This is a genomic window from Dietzia sp. SL131 (genome assembly GCF_026672565.1).
GTDB classification, from domain to species: domain Bacteria; phylum Actinomycetota; class Actinomycetes; order Mycobacteriales; family Mycobacteriaceae; genus Dietzia; species Dietzia kunjamensis.
On record NZ_JAPPRI010000003.1, the window covers coordinates 2,586,138 to 2,600,877 of the forward strand.

Here is a 14,740-nt window from a genome sequence, read left to right on the forward strand (position 1 = left end):
CTTCTCTCCACTACCGATCCCGGGCCCGTGACCCGAGACTCGTTCTATGTCCCATCTTATTGGAACCCCGGGGATCCGGGGCAACCGCCCGTCGGATCCGCCGCGCGGCGGCGACCAGATTGCGCAGGCTCGGCTCCAACTGCCAGGTGTAACGGCTCTTGAGCCCCCCGTCCGGCACCGCCCACACGCGGTCCACCCCCACCGCGTCCACCGCCCGGAGCAGCCTCGAGTGCAGCAGGTCGATGTCCGGGACGAACCCCGACCGTGACTCGTACACCCCGGGCGCGACCTGACGGGTCAGGGTGTGATCCTCCAGGGCCTCCAGTACCCACTCGATCGACCGCGTCGCGACGATCGCGGTGACGTCGGCGTCGAGTCCCTCGATCGCCGCCCTCATCTCCCGCAAAGACGAGTAGGTGAGGTGCGTGTGGATCTGGGTGTCCGGTCGCGTCCCGGCCGAGGCCAGGCGGAAGGTGCCCACCGCCCAGTCGAGGTACGCGCGTCGGTCCGCGCCGCGGCGCGGCAGGAGTTCCCGGATGGCGGGTTCGTCGATCTGGATGATCGCCGTCCCCGCCGCCTCCAGGTCCGCCACCTCGTCGCGCACCACCAGCGCGAGCTGCGTGGCGACCTCGGGCAGTGCCAGGTCCGTGCGGCAGAAGGACCGCGCGAGCATCGTCACCGGGCCGGTGACCATCCCCTTCACCGGCCGGTCGGTCAGCGACTGCGCGTACCCGGTCCACTCCACGGTCATCGGCGCGGGTCGGGCCACGTCGCCGTACAGGATCGGCGGCCGCACACAGCGCGAGCCGTAGGACTGCACCCAGCCGCTGCGGGTGGCGGCGAACCCGTCGAGCAGTTCGGCGAAGTACTGCACCATGTCGTTGCGCTCGACCTCGCCATGCACCAGCACGTCCAGCCCGATGTCCTCCTGCAGCCGGATCACCGAGGCGATCTCGGCGCGCAGGTAGTCGCAGTACCTGTCGTAGTCGATCCGCCCGTCCGCCAGGTCCCTGCGGGCACGCCGGATCTCCCGCGTCTGCGGGAACGAGCCCAGCGTCGCCGTCGGCAGCGTGGGCAGTCCGAGCCGGTCGGCCTGCCGGGCAGCCCGCTCGGCGTAGGGGACGCGGACCTTGTCGTCGTCGTCGACCCGGGCGGTCCTCGCCCGCACGTCGTCGCGGCGCGCGCTGGGCAGTACCGGCAACCGGCGCCAGCGCGGTGTGGGGCCGTCGACCAGGGCGTGCGCGAGCGAGACCACCTCGGCGACCTTCTGCTCGGCGAACGCCAGCGAGTCCGCGAGCTCGGCGGGCAGGTCGGGCTCGGCGTTCACGTCGTACGGCACGTGCAGCAGCGTGCACGAGGTCGACACCACCACGTCCGGGAAGACGGCCCGCAGGTCACGCAGGTAGTCCAGGGTGGCGAACTTGTCGGTGCGCCACACGTTCTGGCCGTCCACGACACCGGCGTAGAGACGCTTGCCGCGCAGCCCCGGCACGTCCGCGAGGTCCGCGGCCGACCGCCGCCCGTACACGAGGTCCAGGCCGATCGCCTCGATGCCGGTCGCGGCCAGCGCCGACAGCGCCTCCCCCGGGTCGCCGTACTGCCCCGTCACCAGGATGCGCGGTCGCGTCGTCACGGCCGCCAGCCGGTCGTAGGCACGTCGCAACGCCGCGATCTCGTCGGCGGTGCGTTCCATTGTCATGCACGGCTCGTCGAACTGCACGCACGTCACGCCGGCTCCGGCCAGGACCCCCAGCAGCGCCTCGTATTCCGTAAGCAGGCGGTCGAGCAGGTCGATCGGCGCGAATTCCGGCGCGGCGTCGGGCGCCGCCTTGCTCAGCAGCAGCAGCGAGACCGGGCCGGTGACGACGGGCCTGATCTCCAACCCCTGTTTCCGCGCCCGCGCCACCTCCGCGAGCAGTTCGTCCGGCCGCAGCCCCAGCTCGGAGGCCTCGTCGAACTCGGGCTGACGGTAGAGGTAGGAGGTGCCCTGCAGCGGGACGAGTTCGAGCGGCGGCACGTCGGCGCGGCCGCGGGCGAGCGCGAAGACGGTGTCGACGGGGCCAAGGTCGCGGACGAGCTCGCGGAACCGCGCGGGGACCGCGCCCATGAGCAGGGCGTCGTCGAGGATGTGGTCGTAAAAGGAGAAGGTGTTGCCGGGGATCTGCGTGATGCCCGTGGCGCGCAGGTCGTGCCACGTGGCGTCGCGGAGTCTGCGGCCGGTGGCGAGCAGCTCGGCCCGGGTCCCGTCACCGTGCCAGTACCGTTCGAGGGCGCGTTTGAGCTCGCGGCGCGGGCCGATGCGTGGGTACCCGAGGACGGACGAGGCGCGGGTGGTTTCGAGGTGCGGCGGCGTGGGCGACGACGGTGGCTGTGACGACGGCGGCGGCGGTGACTGTGACGACGACGACGACGACGACATGATCTCAGCGCGCGGCGCGTGCCATCGCCCGCGGCGCGTCATAGCGGTAGAAACCGTGGCCGCTCTTCTTGCCGAGCCTGCCCGCCTCGACCATCCGCAACAACAGCGGCGGCGGCGAGTACAGCGGCTCGGCGAACTCGGTGTACATCGAGTCGGCGATCGCCTTGATGGTGTCCAGGCCGACGAGGTCTGCCAGGGTGAGCGGCCCCATGGGGTGGGCGCAGCCCAGGACCATGGCCTTGTCGATGTCCTCCGGGGTGGCGAACCCGGACTCGGCCATCCGGATGGCGGAGAGCAGGTATGGCACGAGCAGGGCGTTGACCACGGCCCCGGCGCGGTCGGCGGAGTGGACGACCTGTTTGCCCAGGACCTGCTCGGCGAACGCCTGTGCCCTGTCCCGGGCCGCGGCCCCGGTCTCGAGGGTGCTCACCAGCTCGACGAGCGGGAGCACGGGAACCGGGTTGAAGAAGTGCATACCGATCACGCGCTCGGGCCGGGCGGTACACGTGCCGAGCTTCATGATGGGGATCGACGAGGTGTTGGAGGCCAGGACGGCGTCGGGGTCGGTGACGACCGCGTCGAGTTCGCGGAACACGGCGGTCTTGGCGTCGGTGTCCTCGACGATCGCCTCGATGACCAGCTGCCGATCGACGAAGTCGCCGAGGTCGGTGGTGAAACGCAACCGCAGGGCGGCCTGCTCACGCTCGCGGGCGGTGATCTTGCCGGAGGACACTCCCTTGTCCAGAGAGTCGAGGACGCGGGCGCGGCCGCTGGTGGTCAGCTCCCGGGTGGACTCCCAGACGAGGACGTCGAGATGCGCGCGGGCGCACACCTCGGCGATGCCGGCGCCCATCTGTCCGGCGCCCACCACGCCGACGCGGGTGATCCGCCCCGGGTCGGCGCCGTCGCGGGAGCTGTTCATCTGTCCAGGGTCCTTCGGGAGGAGGGAACTTGAGGGTGGAGACACCACCGGGGGCCGGGCCGCCTCGTCGAGACGGCCGCGGCCCCCGGTGTGTTCACGCTGTTACCGCGTCGACCGTGTGGGGTCGACCGGTGGTCAGTGGAACTGACCCTCCTCGGTGGAGCCCTTCAGCGCCGCGGTGGACGTGTTGGGGTCGACCGTGGTGGCGATGCGGTCGAAGTAACCGGCGCCGACCTCGCGCTGGTGCTTGACGGCGGTGAAGCCACGCTCCTCGGCGGCCTTGAACTCGCGCTGCTGCAGCTCGACGAACGCGGTCATCTGGTTGCGGGCGTAGCCGTGGGCCAGGTCGAACATGCCGTAGTTGAGCGAGTGGAAACCGGCCAGGGTGATGAACTGGAACTTGAAGCCCATCGCGCCGAGCTCCTTCTGGAACTTGGCGATGGTCTCGTCGTCCAGGTTCGCCTTCCAGTTGAAGGAGGGCGAGCAGTTGTAGGCCAGCAGCTGGTCCGGGAACTCGGCCTTGACGCCCTCGGCGAACTTCTTGGCGTACTCGAGATCCGGGGTGCCGGTCTCCATCCAGATCATGTCGGCGAACGGGGCGTAGGCCTTCGCACGCTCGATGCACGGCTCGATGCCGTTCTTGACGTGGTAGAAGCCCTCGGCGGTGCGCTCACCGGTGATGAACGGGCGGTCACGCTCGTCCACGTCGGAGGTGATGAGGGTCGCGGCCTCGGCGTCGGTGCGCGCGATGATCACGGACGGCACGTTGGCCACATCCGAGGCGAGGCGGGCCGAGGTCAGGGTGCGGATGTGCTGGTTGGTCGGGATCAGCACCTTGCCACCGAGGTGGCCGCACTTCTTCTCCGACGCGAGCTGGTCCTCCCAGTGCACACCGGCCGCACCGGCGTTGATCATGGCCTTCTGCAGCTCGTAGGCGTTCAGGGCGCCACCGAAGCCGGCCTCGGCGTCGGCCACGATCGGGGCGAGCCAGTTCTCGACCGAGGTGTCACCCTCGATGCGGGCGATCTCGTCGGCACGCAGCAGGGCGTTGTTGATGCGACGGACGACGGTGGGGACCGAGTTGGCCGGGTACAGCGACTGGTCCGGGTACGTGTGGCCCGAGAGGTTGGCGTCGCCGGCGACCTGCCAGCCGGAGAGGTACACGGCCTCGAGGCCGGCACGGATCTGCTGGACGGCCTGGTTACCCGTCAGGGCGCCGAGGGAGTTGACGAAGTCCTTGTTGTTGACCTTGTCCCAGAGGATCTCCGCGCCACGACGGGCGAGGGTGTGCTCCTCGACGACGGTGCCCTGCAGCTCCGCGACCTGCTCGGCCGTGTAGTTGCGGGTGATGCCCTTCCAGCGGGGGTTGGTGTCCCAGTCCTGCTGGATCTCTTCAGCGGTACGTGCCTTGCCGATGTTCGACATCGCGACTCTTTTCTGTCTCGGGGGCGGGTCCGGATTCGCACTCTTGCGAGTTACGGCCCCTTACGGGAGACACAATGCCACATGGCAGGCAGCGCGTCTACCTGCGACAAGTGCGAATGTGGCGAGTTTCTTTGCCTTCTTTGCAAAGTTTGCGAAGATTGTGGGGCTCGCCACGGACCTCGGAGGGAAAGCCGATGACGGCCTCACATATGGGATCGCGACTCCGCCGACTGCGCGAGGAGAACGGCCTGACCCAGGCCGCCTTCGCGCAGTCGCTCGGCTTGTCGTCGTCGTACCTCAACCAACTCGAGAAGGACGCCCGCCCCGTCACCTCCCGGGTCCTGGTGAAGATCTCCGAGGTCTACGGCGTGGACTCCGCGTTCTTCGCCTCGGACTCGGACACCCGGCTCATCGCGGCGGTCACCGAGGCGCTCACCGACACGCAGCTCTCCGCCGAGGTCCCGGCCGCCGAGGTGGTCGACCTCGTCCGCGCGCACCCGGCACTCGCCCGTGCCTTCATGCTCCTGCACCAGCGCTACCGCAACTCCTCGGATTTGCTCGCGGCGCTGACCGAGACCCGCAACGTCCCGGACAGCTCGGTCGACCGCTCGGTGCTGTCCATGCCGCACGAGGAGGTGCGGGACTACTTCTACCAACGGCAGAACTACATCGACTCCCTCGACACCGCCGCCGAGGATCTCACCACCCGCATCCGGCTCAACCGTGGCGACGTCCGCGCCGAGCTCGAACACCGCCTGGCCGAGGCCCACGGGGTCCGCATCGCCCGCCGCGTCGACCTGCCCGACGGGCTGTGGCACCGCTACTCCACCGAGGACCGTCGTCTCGACCTGTCCGCCCACCTCACGCCCGGTCAGCAGGCGTTCCGCGTGGCCTCCGAGCTGGCCTTCCTCGAGCACCGCGACCTGCTCGACAGCCTCGTCGAGGAGGGTTCGTTCAGCTCCCCCGCCGCCGTCGCGCTCGCGCTGCGCGGCCTGGCCAGCTACTTCGCCGCCGCCGTGCTCATGCCCTACCAGCGCTTCCTCGACACCGCCGAGGACTTCCGCTACGACGTGGAGCGGCTCATGGCCTTCCACGCCACCGGCTACGAGACGGTGTGTCACCGCCTGTCGACCCTGCAGCGACCGGGCGCGGCCGGGGTGCCGTTCAGCTTCGTGCGCGTCGACCGCGCCGGCAACATGTCCAAGCGGCAGTCCGCGACCGGGTTCCACTTCACGACCTCCGGTGGCACGTGCCCGCTGTGGAACATCTACGAGTCGTTCTCGTTCCCCGGCAAGATCATGCGGCAGGTCGCGCAGATGCCCGACGGCCGCCTCCACCTGTGGGTCTCGCGCACCGTCACCACCCGTCCGATGCGTTTCGGCCAGCCGCGCAAGACGTTCGCCATCGGCCTGGGCTGCGAGGCCCGCCACGCCCACCGGACCGTGTACGCGCAGGGCCTCGACCTCGACGACGTCGACGCCGCCACCAAGATCGGCTCCGGCTGCCGCATGTGCGACCGCCCCGCGTGCCCGCAGCGGGCCTTCCCGCCGCTCAACCACGCGCTGCGGGTGGACGCCCACCGGTCCTCGCTCTCGCCGTATCTCCTCGACCAACCGTCCGCCCCCGGCGGGACCGCTGGCCTACCCTGACGGCCATGAGCCAGCCCCACGAGAGCAGCGACAGCCACGACGGCACCGCCGCGCAGGTCCCCCGCATCCGGCCCGGCGGCTTCCGGGAGCTCGGCCCGTTCGGCTGGGTCGTCAACCGGCTCGGTGCACGCGTCACCGGCTCGCGCGACGTGAACCTCTTCGCCACCCTCGGCCACGCCCGCCGGCTCTTCCCCGCGTGGCTCGCCTACTCCGGGATGATGATGCCGTTCGGCGTGCTGGACCGCCGCACCACCGAGCTGGTCATCCTGCGCGTCGCGCACCTGCGGGGCAGCGCGTACGAGCGGGCCCACCACGAGCGGATCGGCGCGGGCGTGGGTCTCGACGACGACGAGATCACCCGCACGACAGCCGACCCCGCCACCGCCGGGTGGCCGAACCGGCTGCGTGTGCTGTTGACCGCAGTCGACGAGCTGGTGCTGACCAAGGACATCTCCGCCGACACGTGGGCCGGGCTCTCGTCGCACCTCGGCTCGTCCGAACTGGTGGGGCTGGTGCAGTTGGTGGCGCAGTACGACGGGTTGGCCACGTCGCTGCACGCCCTCCGGGTCCAGCCGGACCGCCCCCGCTGACCCGCCGCGCCTGACCCCGCCGGTCCGCGCCTTCGGCTCGGCCGACTCACGCGCCCCCGTCGGCTCGGCCGACTCACGCGCCCCCTTCGGCTCGGCCGACTTACGCGTCCCCTTCGGCTCGGCCGACTCACGCGTCCCCTTCGGCTCGGCCGACTTACGCGTCCCCTCCGGCTTACGCGCCCTCTCTGCCCGCAATCGGCCCCGGTGCGCGCCCGGATCGGTCCATTCCCCACGCGCACCCGCCCAACGCGTCCCCGGAAGCCCGCGACCTCGGCGATTCCTGCCGCTCACCCGCCCTGCGCTTGCGCGCCCCCTTCGGCTTACGCGCCCTCTCTGCCCGCAATCGGCCCCGGTGCGCGCCCGGATCGGTCCATTCCCCACGCGCACCCGCCGGAGGCCGCCCGATCAACCGGCCCTGGCGTGCGGCCACTCCCGAGAAGCTCTCCCGCCCTGAGCCCGGATTCCACACCCGCAGCCCTCTCCACAGGCCAGCGCCTCGGCACCCGTCGACGGCCACCGCGCACCTGCTCGCTTGGCATGCTGCGGTCCATGACTCCACACCGCCGAGGCCCGGTGCACCCCGTACTCACCCGGGCGCGCCTCAGCAGCGAACTGTCCGACCTCCCCCGGCGGCGCCGCGAACGCGACTTCGTCAAGATCGCGGACGAACTCTGGCTGCCGACCAGCCACCCGACCAACTTCGAGACCCTATCGGTCGCCTACTCCCGGCTGTACCCGGATGCCGTGCTCACCGGCTGGTCTGCCGCGGTCATGCACGGCATCGCCCCGCCAGACGACGCCGTACCGGAGCTCTGCGTCGGCCCCGTCGGCCGGACCCGCAGTGGCCTCCGGATCCGTCGCTACACCATTCCGCCGTCGGCGATCGAGGTCCGGCGGGGAGTCCGCGTCACGTCCCGTCGCAGGACCGCTTTCGACCTGGCGAGATTCAGCGACCACCTGAGCGGTGTGCTCGCAGTCGAAGCGTTCTATCGACGGGGATACGCACAGCGCGAACTGGAGGAAGACGTCGCTGCGGGCGCCGGCGCGTGGGGGGTCGCTCGGGCCAGGCGTGTGCTCGCCGACGCGCATCCCCGCAGCGAGTCTCCCAGGGAAACGGAGACCCGCCTGTTCCTGCGTGCCGCCGGATTCACGTCTTTCGAGCCCCAGGTGGAGGTGCCGGGGCTCGGGAGCCGGCTCGACCTGGCCGACCCGGTGGCGCGGATCGCCGTCGAGTACGACGGGGCCCACCACGACGATCCCGTCCAACAGTCCAAGGACCGTTACCGACGCAATCGCCTGCAGGCAGCCGGCTGGATCGTCATAGTGCTCGACCGGAGACTGTTCCGACACCGGCGCGAGGAGATCCTCGACCAGGTGCGGGAAGCCTATGCGCGGCGGGCCGCCGGTTCGGCGGCATGAGGCCCCGCGCCCCGCGGCCCCGACAGTCCCGGCCGGACATGCCCCGCGGCCCCGACAGTCCCGGGCAGGCCCCGCGCCCCGACTTACGCGTCCCCAATGGACCCTTCCAGGCGCGCACCCGGCCTCAGGTCGGGCATTCCGAACGCGCAAGCCGAAGGGGGCGCGTAGGTGGGCATCGGCGGGGCGGCTCAGCCCGCGTCGCTGCAGGGCAGGCAGACGCGAGCCCGGGCATCGAGCTCCATCGACATCGTCCGCCCCGCCGGTACGGTCACCGGCTGGCCCTGGACCGAGCACGCGAAATCGGCGCCGTTGAGGTTCTCGATGGTGATCTCCGTGTGCGTGCACCGCACCCGCACGTGCGTACCCCGCACCGTCAACCGGAAGGTCAGTCCCGTCCACTCCGCGGGCACCCGCGGGTCGAACGAGATCTCACCCCGGTAGTCGCGCATCCCGCCGAACCCGCTGACGAGGGCCGACCACACCCCGCCGGTGGAGGCCACGTGGATGCCGTCGGCGGCGTTGCCGTGCACGTCGGCCAGATCCACCACGAGCGCCTTGGAGAAGTGCTCGAAGGCCTCGTCGCAGTAGCCGATCTCGGCGGCGATGATCGACTGGACCACGGCCGACAACGTCGAGTCGCCGGTGGTCAACGGGTCGTAGTACTCGAAGTTCGCCCGCTTCTCCTCCTCGGTGAACTCGTCTCCGCGCAGGAACATCGCCAGCACCACGTCCGCCTGCTTGAGGACCTGGTGCCGGTAGATCACCAGCGGGTGGAAGTGCAGGAGCAGCGGGCGGCGGGGATCCTCGAGGTCCTGGTCCCACACCTCCTTCGCGAGGAAGTCCTGGTCCTGAGGATGGACCTTCAGATCCTCGTCGAACGCGATCACCATGTTCTCGGCGGCACGCCGCCACTCGCTGGTCTCGTCGTCGCGCAGCTTGAGCCGCCGGCAGACGGCCTCCCACTGGCCGTCACCCAACGCCGCGATCCGCTTGCAGGCGATCGCGGCGGCCACGAGGTTGAACCGGGCCATGGCGTTGGTGAACAGGTTGTTGTCCACGACGGTCGTGTACTCGTCCGGCCCGGTCACGCCGTGGATGTGGAACATGCCGTCGCCGTCGAAGAAACCGAGCGAGACCCACATCCGCGCGGTCTCGACCAGCACGTCCACGCCCTCGCGGATCATGAAGTCCTGGTCCTCGGTGGCCCACATGTACTTGACCATGGCGTGCGCGATGTCGGCGTTGATGTGGTACTGGGCGGTGCCGGCCTCGTAGTAGGCCGACGCCTCCTCACCGTTGATGGTCCGCCACGGGTAGAGGGCGCCGTTCACGGAGAGGTATTTGGCCCGGTTCCGCGCCTTGTCGAGCATGTTGTAACGGAAGCGCAGGGCGTTACGCGCGAACCGCGGCATGGTGTACGTCAGGAACGGCAGGACGTACGTCTCGGTGTCCCAGAAGTAGTGGCCGGAGTAGCCACTACCGGTGACGCCCTTGGCGGCGATGCCGTTGTACTCGGCCCGTGCCGAGGCCTGGGCCAGCTGGAAGAGGTTGAACCGGATGGCCTGCTGCGTCTCCGCGGGGCCCTCCACCTCGACGTCGGCACGATCCCAGAAGTGGTCGTACCAGTCCCGCTGGGTGCGGTGCAGGTCCTCGACCCCGCGCACGCGGGCCCGTCCCAGGGTGCGCGAGCACCGGTCCGCCAGCTCGCTCGCGGGAACCACCTCGGAGGTGTGGTACGCGGCCAGTTTGGTCAGCTTGAGTACCCGTCCCGGCGTGACGTGGGCGTGGTAGACGATCTTCGAGGAGTCGTCGTCGATCTCGTGGCTCATGGCCACGTCGTCCTCGGTCTCGAGCAGGTGGTCCACGGCGACGGCGATCGTCATGCCCGAGTTGGTGCACCGGTACCCGTGCACGTGGTACCCGCCCTGGTCCTCGGTGACCTGGGGCTCGAGCACCCGGTGCTCGAGTCCCTCGGCGCGGCGGGGGTCGAAGCCCTCTGCCGGGGCGCCGTCGTCCGCGGCGGAGCTGTATTCGTCCTCGCCGTCCTGCCGATTGAGGACCTGCGAGGAGATCACCACGGGGGCGGGCTCGTCCGGGAGCTCGATCTCGTACGTCATCACCGCGAGGTGCTTCTCCACCATCGACACCATCCGGCTGGTGCGGATGACGACCTTCTTCCCGGCGGGGGTGCGCCACACGATCTCCCGAAGCAGCACCCCGTCCCGGAAGTCGATGCTGCGCTCGTAGTGTTCGAGGTCGGCCACGGATAGCCGGAGCGGTTCGTCGTCGACGTAGATGCGGATGGTCTTGGTGTCGGGGGCCTGGATCATCGTCTGGCCCTCGCGGGCGAGCCCGTAGGCGTCCTCGGCGTGCTGGATGTGCCACGTCTCGTGGAAGCCGTTGACGAAGGTGCCGTGCTGGGCGGAGTCGCGCCCCTCCTCCGGGTTGCCACGCATGCCCAGGTAGCCGTTCGCCACCGCGAACTGCGTCTCGGACACCCCGAGCGGCGACGCGTTCGGACGGGTCTCGACCCAACGCCACGGGTCGGCGGGGTGGGTGGAGCGGTTGATCTCGGGGACCTCGAGGTGGCTCCGGAGGTTCACGCCGTAGGTGGTGCGGATGTTGCCGGGCACGGACTCGCCGACGGTGTCGTGGACCGGTCCTCGGGAGAAGGGGATACGGGTCACCGGTTCGCCTCCGTCAGTCCGGGGATGAGCTCGGCCAGGTCGACGACGACGAGGTCGGCGCCCTCCGCGAGCAAGGTCTCACGCCCGGCTCCGCGGTCCACACCGACCACGCGCGCGAACCCGCCGGCGGCGCCGGCCTGCACGCCGGAGACGGCGTCCTCGATCACCACGCAGCGGTCCGCGGGCACACCGAGCAGCTCGGCGCCCCGCAGGTACGTGTCGGGGCGGGGCTTGCCGGGGATCGAATCGGCGGCGGCGACCAGCCCGTCGACGATCACCTCGAACCGGTCCCGCAGTCCGGCCGCGGTGAGCACGGCCTCGGCGTTCTTGGAACTGGAGACCACGCAGGAGGCGATGCCGGCGGCGTCGAGGGCGTCGAGGTAGGCCACCGACCCGGGGTAGGCCTCGATGCCCTCGTCGAGCAGCTCACGGAAGATCACGTTCTTGCGCAGACCGAGCCCGTGGATCGTGTCCGCGTCGGGACCGGCCTCGTCGTCGTCGTCGCCCTCGGGCAGGGTGAGGCCCCGCGCGGCGAGCATCGACGCGATGCCCTCGACCCGCGGCTTGCCGTCTATGTAACGGAAGTAGTCCTCATCCGAGTACGGGTCGATCCCCTGGGCGTCGAAGTAGGTGGTGAACATCCGATTCCACGCCTGCATGTGCTTCTCGGCCGTCGGGGTGATGACCCCGTCGAGGTCGAAGAGCACGGCGTCCACACCGTCATGGTCCATAGCGTTGTCCTATTTCCGGGTCGGTTTGACGGGTCGGGGTGTTCGTCCGGGTGCCGATCGGGCTCGTCCGGCGACGGACCAAGGCTAGTCCCACCCGGCGATTTCCACTGCTTCCCCCCGCCCGGGCGCCGCCCCCGACTTCGGGCCCCCGGGGCGGTCGGCGTCGATCACCGGGCGGCGGCGCGCGCGGCCTTGATGCACAGAACCGACGGGCCCGGTGGCACTATGAGGGGTAACCGAATGACAAAGGAGAGAGATGCGCCTCCGCACCAGCACCCCCCGCCGCGTCGCGATCGCCGGTCTCGCGCTGGCCACCGCGGCTGCTCTCACGGCCTGTTCGTCGGACGAGGAGAACCCCCGGGGCGGCGAGCCCGCGAGCGAGACCCAGACCTCGGAGACCGCGGCGCAGTCCGCCCCGCAGGCGCCCGTGGAGGAACTCGTCCTGGCGGAGGGCGAGGCGCCCGGTGGTGGCGTCGTCCAGGTCGTCGACCGTCAGCTGCTGCAGGAGGCGGTGGACAAGCTCGTCGCCGACCAGGGCCGCCAGCTCATGGAGGACCCGGCGTGCGACAAGGTCTCGCGCCTGGAGACCGTCTCCAACCACGCCACCACCGATGGGGTGACCGCCGCCGTCCGCTACAAGCAGTCGGAGGAGGACGAGACCGAGCACCGCTTCGGCATCGGCATGGTGGGCGAGCGGCTCGACGAGTTCATGGACCGCTCCCTCTACGAGGCGTGCACCACCTCGCGCAGCGCCGCCAACCCGAACGTCGAGCTGAAGATGACGGTCGCCGACGCCCCAGCCATCGACGGCACCGAGGGCTTCCGGGTCACCAGCGACTTCATCACGACGCAGCCGGACGGCACGCGCGCACTGAGCCGGGCCATCGCCATCCACGGCTTCGCCCGCGACACCACCGTGAGTGTCGAGTACGCGGCCCGCGGCGACGACCCGGCGGCGGACCCCGTCCTGCCGACCGCGGCCGGCGCCCTGGACGCGATCTACGTCGCGCAGATGGAGAAGATCCTCAACGCCGAGTAGTCGCCCGGCACACTGCGGCGGGCCCCCGTCGGGTGGCCCCCCGACGAGAAGACCGTTCCGCGCACGTCCCCCGAGAGGGAGGTGTGCGGAACGGTCTTCTCGTTGCGGGGACGGGCCCGGGGCCGGGGGCCGGCGGACCCGGTGCCGGGCCCGCCGCAGGCTGTCAGAGGTTGATCATGTGGCCGCCGACGCCCTCGACGGCCTCCTTCATGGCCTCGGACAGGGTCGGGTGCGTGTGCACGTTGCGGGCGATGTCCTCGGCGGTGAGGTCCCACATCTGCGCCAGGGTCAGCTCGGGCAGCAGTTCGGAGACGTCGGGGCCGATGAGGTGGGCGCCCAGCAACTCGCCGTGCGTGCCGTCGGCGACGACCTTGACGAACCCGGTCGCGTGACCGAGCCCGTGGGCCTTGCCGTTGGCCGAGAACGGGAACTTGCCGACCTTGACGTCGTAGCCCTCGTCCTTCGCCTGGGCCTCGGTCAGCCCGAACGAGGCGACCTGCGGCTGGCAGAAGGTGGCGCGCGGCATCATGCGGTAGTCGCCCAGCGTCTGGGTCTCGGCGCCGGCCATGGTCTCGGCCGCCACCACGCCCTGGGCCTCGGCGACGTGCGCCAGCTGCAGCTTGGCGGTGACGTCGCCGAGCGCGTAGATGCCGTCGACGTTGGTCCGCATGTTGTCGTCGATGTCGATCGCGCCGCGGTCGGTCAGCTCGACGCCGGTGTTCTCCAGCCCGTAGCCCTCGACCCGCGGGGCGAACCCGACGGCCATGAGCACCTTGTCGACGGTGACGGTCCGGGTGTCCTCGCCGTCCTTGGACTCGATCTCCACCTCGACCGAATCGCCGTTGTCGCTGATCGAGGTGGTCTTGTGGCCGGTGAGGAGCGTGATGCCGAGCTTCTTGTAGTGCTTGGCGATCTCCTTGGAGACCTCCTCATCCTCGTTCGGCAGCAGCCGATCCATGAACTCGACGATCGTGACGTCGACGCCGTAGGCGTTCATCACGTACGCGAACTCCATGCCGATCGCCCCCGCGCCGACGACGACGATCGAGTCGGGCAGGTCGCGCGTGAGGATCTGTTCCTCGTAGCCCACCACGTTCTCGCTGAACTCGATCCCGGGAAGCGTCTTGACCACGGAACCGGTCGCGATGATGCAGTTGTCGAAGGTGTACTCCGTGCCGTCGACCTCGATCGTCTTGGCGTCGGTGAACTTCCCGAAGCCGTCGATCTCCGTGATCTTGTTCTTCTTCATGAGGAAGTGGACGCCCTTGACGATGCTGTCCGAGACCTTACGGCTGCGGTCGAACGCGGCGCCGAAGTCGAAGCTCACGTCCCCGGAGATACCGAAGAGCTTGCCGTCGCGCTGGACGGTGTTGGCCAGCTCCGCGTTGCGCAGGAGGGCCTTGGAGGGGATACATCCGACGTTGAGGCATACGCCGCCCCAGTACTTCTCCTCGACGACGGCCACCTTGAGGCCGAGCTGCGAGGCGCGGATGGCGGCGACGTAGCCACCGGGGCCCGCGCCGAGGACGATGAGATCGTAATGAGTGTCAGCCACGACACTCAGGGTAGCGCTCCCGGCGGCACCGGAACGGCGGAGCGGGCCGGAAGTGCACCCGAAATGACCGACGCCGCCCCCTCCGTGTGGAGAAGGCGGCGCGGGCGCTCGCGTCAGCGAGGATCAGGACAGGTTGCCCAGGACCGACTTGAGGGCGGTGGCGACCAGCTCGCCGATGGTCTCGGCGATCGTGTCGGTGATGTTGCCGGTGGCGCTGCCGCCGCTGAGGGAGCCGGACTCGCCGGAACCGGTGCTGAGGAGGTCGGTGATGGAACCCATTGTGTGTATCTCCGTTTATTGAAAT

The 14,740-nt window shown here is 70.0% G+C and carries 11 protein-coding genes; 4 read left to right on the forward strand and 7 right to left on the reverse strand.

Annotated features, from left to right (window positions below; all coding sequences use genetic code 11):
• Nucleotides 1-10 precede the first annotated feature (10 nt).
• The 3 genes from metE to aceA all read right to left on the reverse strand — a co-directional run bounded on the left by metE (nucleotide 11) and on the right by aceA (nucleotide 4,766).
• Nucleotides 11-2,419, reverse strand: coding sequence for a 5-methyltetrahydropteroyltriglutamate--homocysteine S-methyltransferase (metE, locus tag OVA21_RS13110; RefSeq protein ID WP_268092574.1), 2,409 nt, complete (start codon nucleotides 2,417-2,419; stop codon nucleotides 11-13).
• Nucleotides 2,420-2,423: 4 nt separating this feature from the next.
• Nucleotides 2,424-3,341 (reverse strand): 3-hydroxybutyryl-CoA dehydrogenase, encoded by a 918-nt coding sequence (locus OVA21_RS13115; RefSeq protein WP_069389974.1) that lies wholly within the window; start codon nucleotides 3,339-3,341, stop codon nucleotides 2,424-2,426.
• 135 nt (nucleotides 3,342-3,476) lie between these two features.
• Complete coding sequence (gene aceA / locus OVA21_RS13120; RefSeq protein WP_067717135.1) at nucleotides 3,477-4,766, reverse strand: isocitrate lyase; 1,290 nt, start codon at nucleotides 4,764-4,766, stop codon at nucleotides 3,477-3,479.
• Nucleotides 4,767-4,960: 194 nt separating this feature from the next.
• On the opposite strand from aceA, the gene ramB reads away from it, so the two are divergent.
• The 3 genes from ramB to OVA21_RS13135 all read left to right on the forward strand — a co-directional run bounded on the left by ramB (nucleotide 4,961) and on the right by OVA21_RS13135 (nucleotide 8,424).
• Nucleotides 4,961-6,415, forward strand: a complete 1,455-nt coding sequence (gene ramB, locus OVA21_RS13125) for an acetate metabolism transcriptional regulator RamB (RefSeq protein WP_096906769.1) — start codon at nucleotides 4,961-4,963, stop codon at nucleotides 6,413-6,415.
• Nucleotides 6,416-6,420: 5 nt separating this feature from the next.
• Nucleotides 6,421-7,005 (forward strand): carboxymuconolactone decarboxylase family protein, encoded by a 585-nt coding sequence (locus OVA21_RS13130; RefSeq protein WP_132062524.1) that lies wholly within the window; start codon nucleotides 6,421-6,423, stop codon nucleotides 7,003-7,005.
• 549 nt (nucleotides 7,006-7,554) lie between these two features.
• On the forward strand, nucleotides 7,555-8,424 hold the full coding sequence (locus OVA21_RS13135) for a DUF559 domain-containing protein (protein WP_227022163.1): 870 nt from the start codon (nucleotides 7,555-7,557) through the stop codon (nucleotides 8,422-8,424).
• A gap of 188 nt (nucleotides 8,425-8,612) precedes the next feature.
• Here OVA21_RS13135 and OVA21_RS13140 read toward each other — a convergent pair whose 3' ends face one another.
• A complete protein-coding gene (locus tag OVA21_RS13140; RefSeq protein ID WP_268092575.1) occupies nucleotides 8,613-11,111 on the reverse strand; it encodes a glycoside hydrolase family 65 protein in 2,499 nt (832 codons plus the stop codon).
• Complete coding sequence (locus tag OVA21_RS13145; RefSeq protein ID WP_268092576.1) at nucleotides 11,108-11,842, reverse strand: HAD family hydrolase; 735 nt, start codon at nucleotides 11,840-11,842, stop codon at nucleotides 11,108-11,110. The genes OVA21_RS13140 and OVA21_RS13145 overlap by 4 nt, the downstream gene beginning before the upstream one ends.
• Nucleotides 11,843-12,098: 256 nt before the next feature.
• Here OVA21_RS13145 and OVA21_RS13150 point away from each other — a divergent pair, with 256 nt between their 5' ends.
• Nucleotides 12,099-12,881 (forward strand): hypothetical protein, encoded by a 783-nt coding sequence (locus OVA21_RS13150; RefSeq protein WP_067719249.1) that lies wholly within the window; start codon nucleotides 12,099-12,101, stop codon nucleotides 12,879-12,881.
• A gap of 163 nt (nucleotides 12,882-13,044) precedes the next feature.
• On the opposite strand, the gene lpdA is transcribed toward OVA21_RS13150, so the two are convergent.
• Entirely contained in the window at nucleotides 13,045-14,436 is a 1,392-nt protein-coding gene (gene lpdA / locus OVA21_RS13155) for a dihydrolipoyl dehydrogenase (RefSeq protein ID WP_154829806.1), read from the reverse strand.
• A gap of 123 nt (nucleotides 14,437-14,559) precedes the next feature.
• Nucleotides 14,560-14,715 (reverse strand): hypothetical protein, encoded by a 156-nt coding sequence (locus OVA21_RS13160; RefSeq protein WP_268092577.1) that lies wholly within the window; start codon nucleotides 14,713-14,715, stop codon nucleotides 14,560-14,562.
• Between the last annotated feature and the right edge of the window lie 25 nt (nucleotides 14,716-14,740).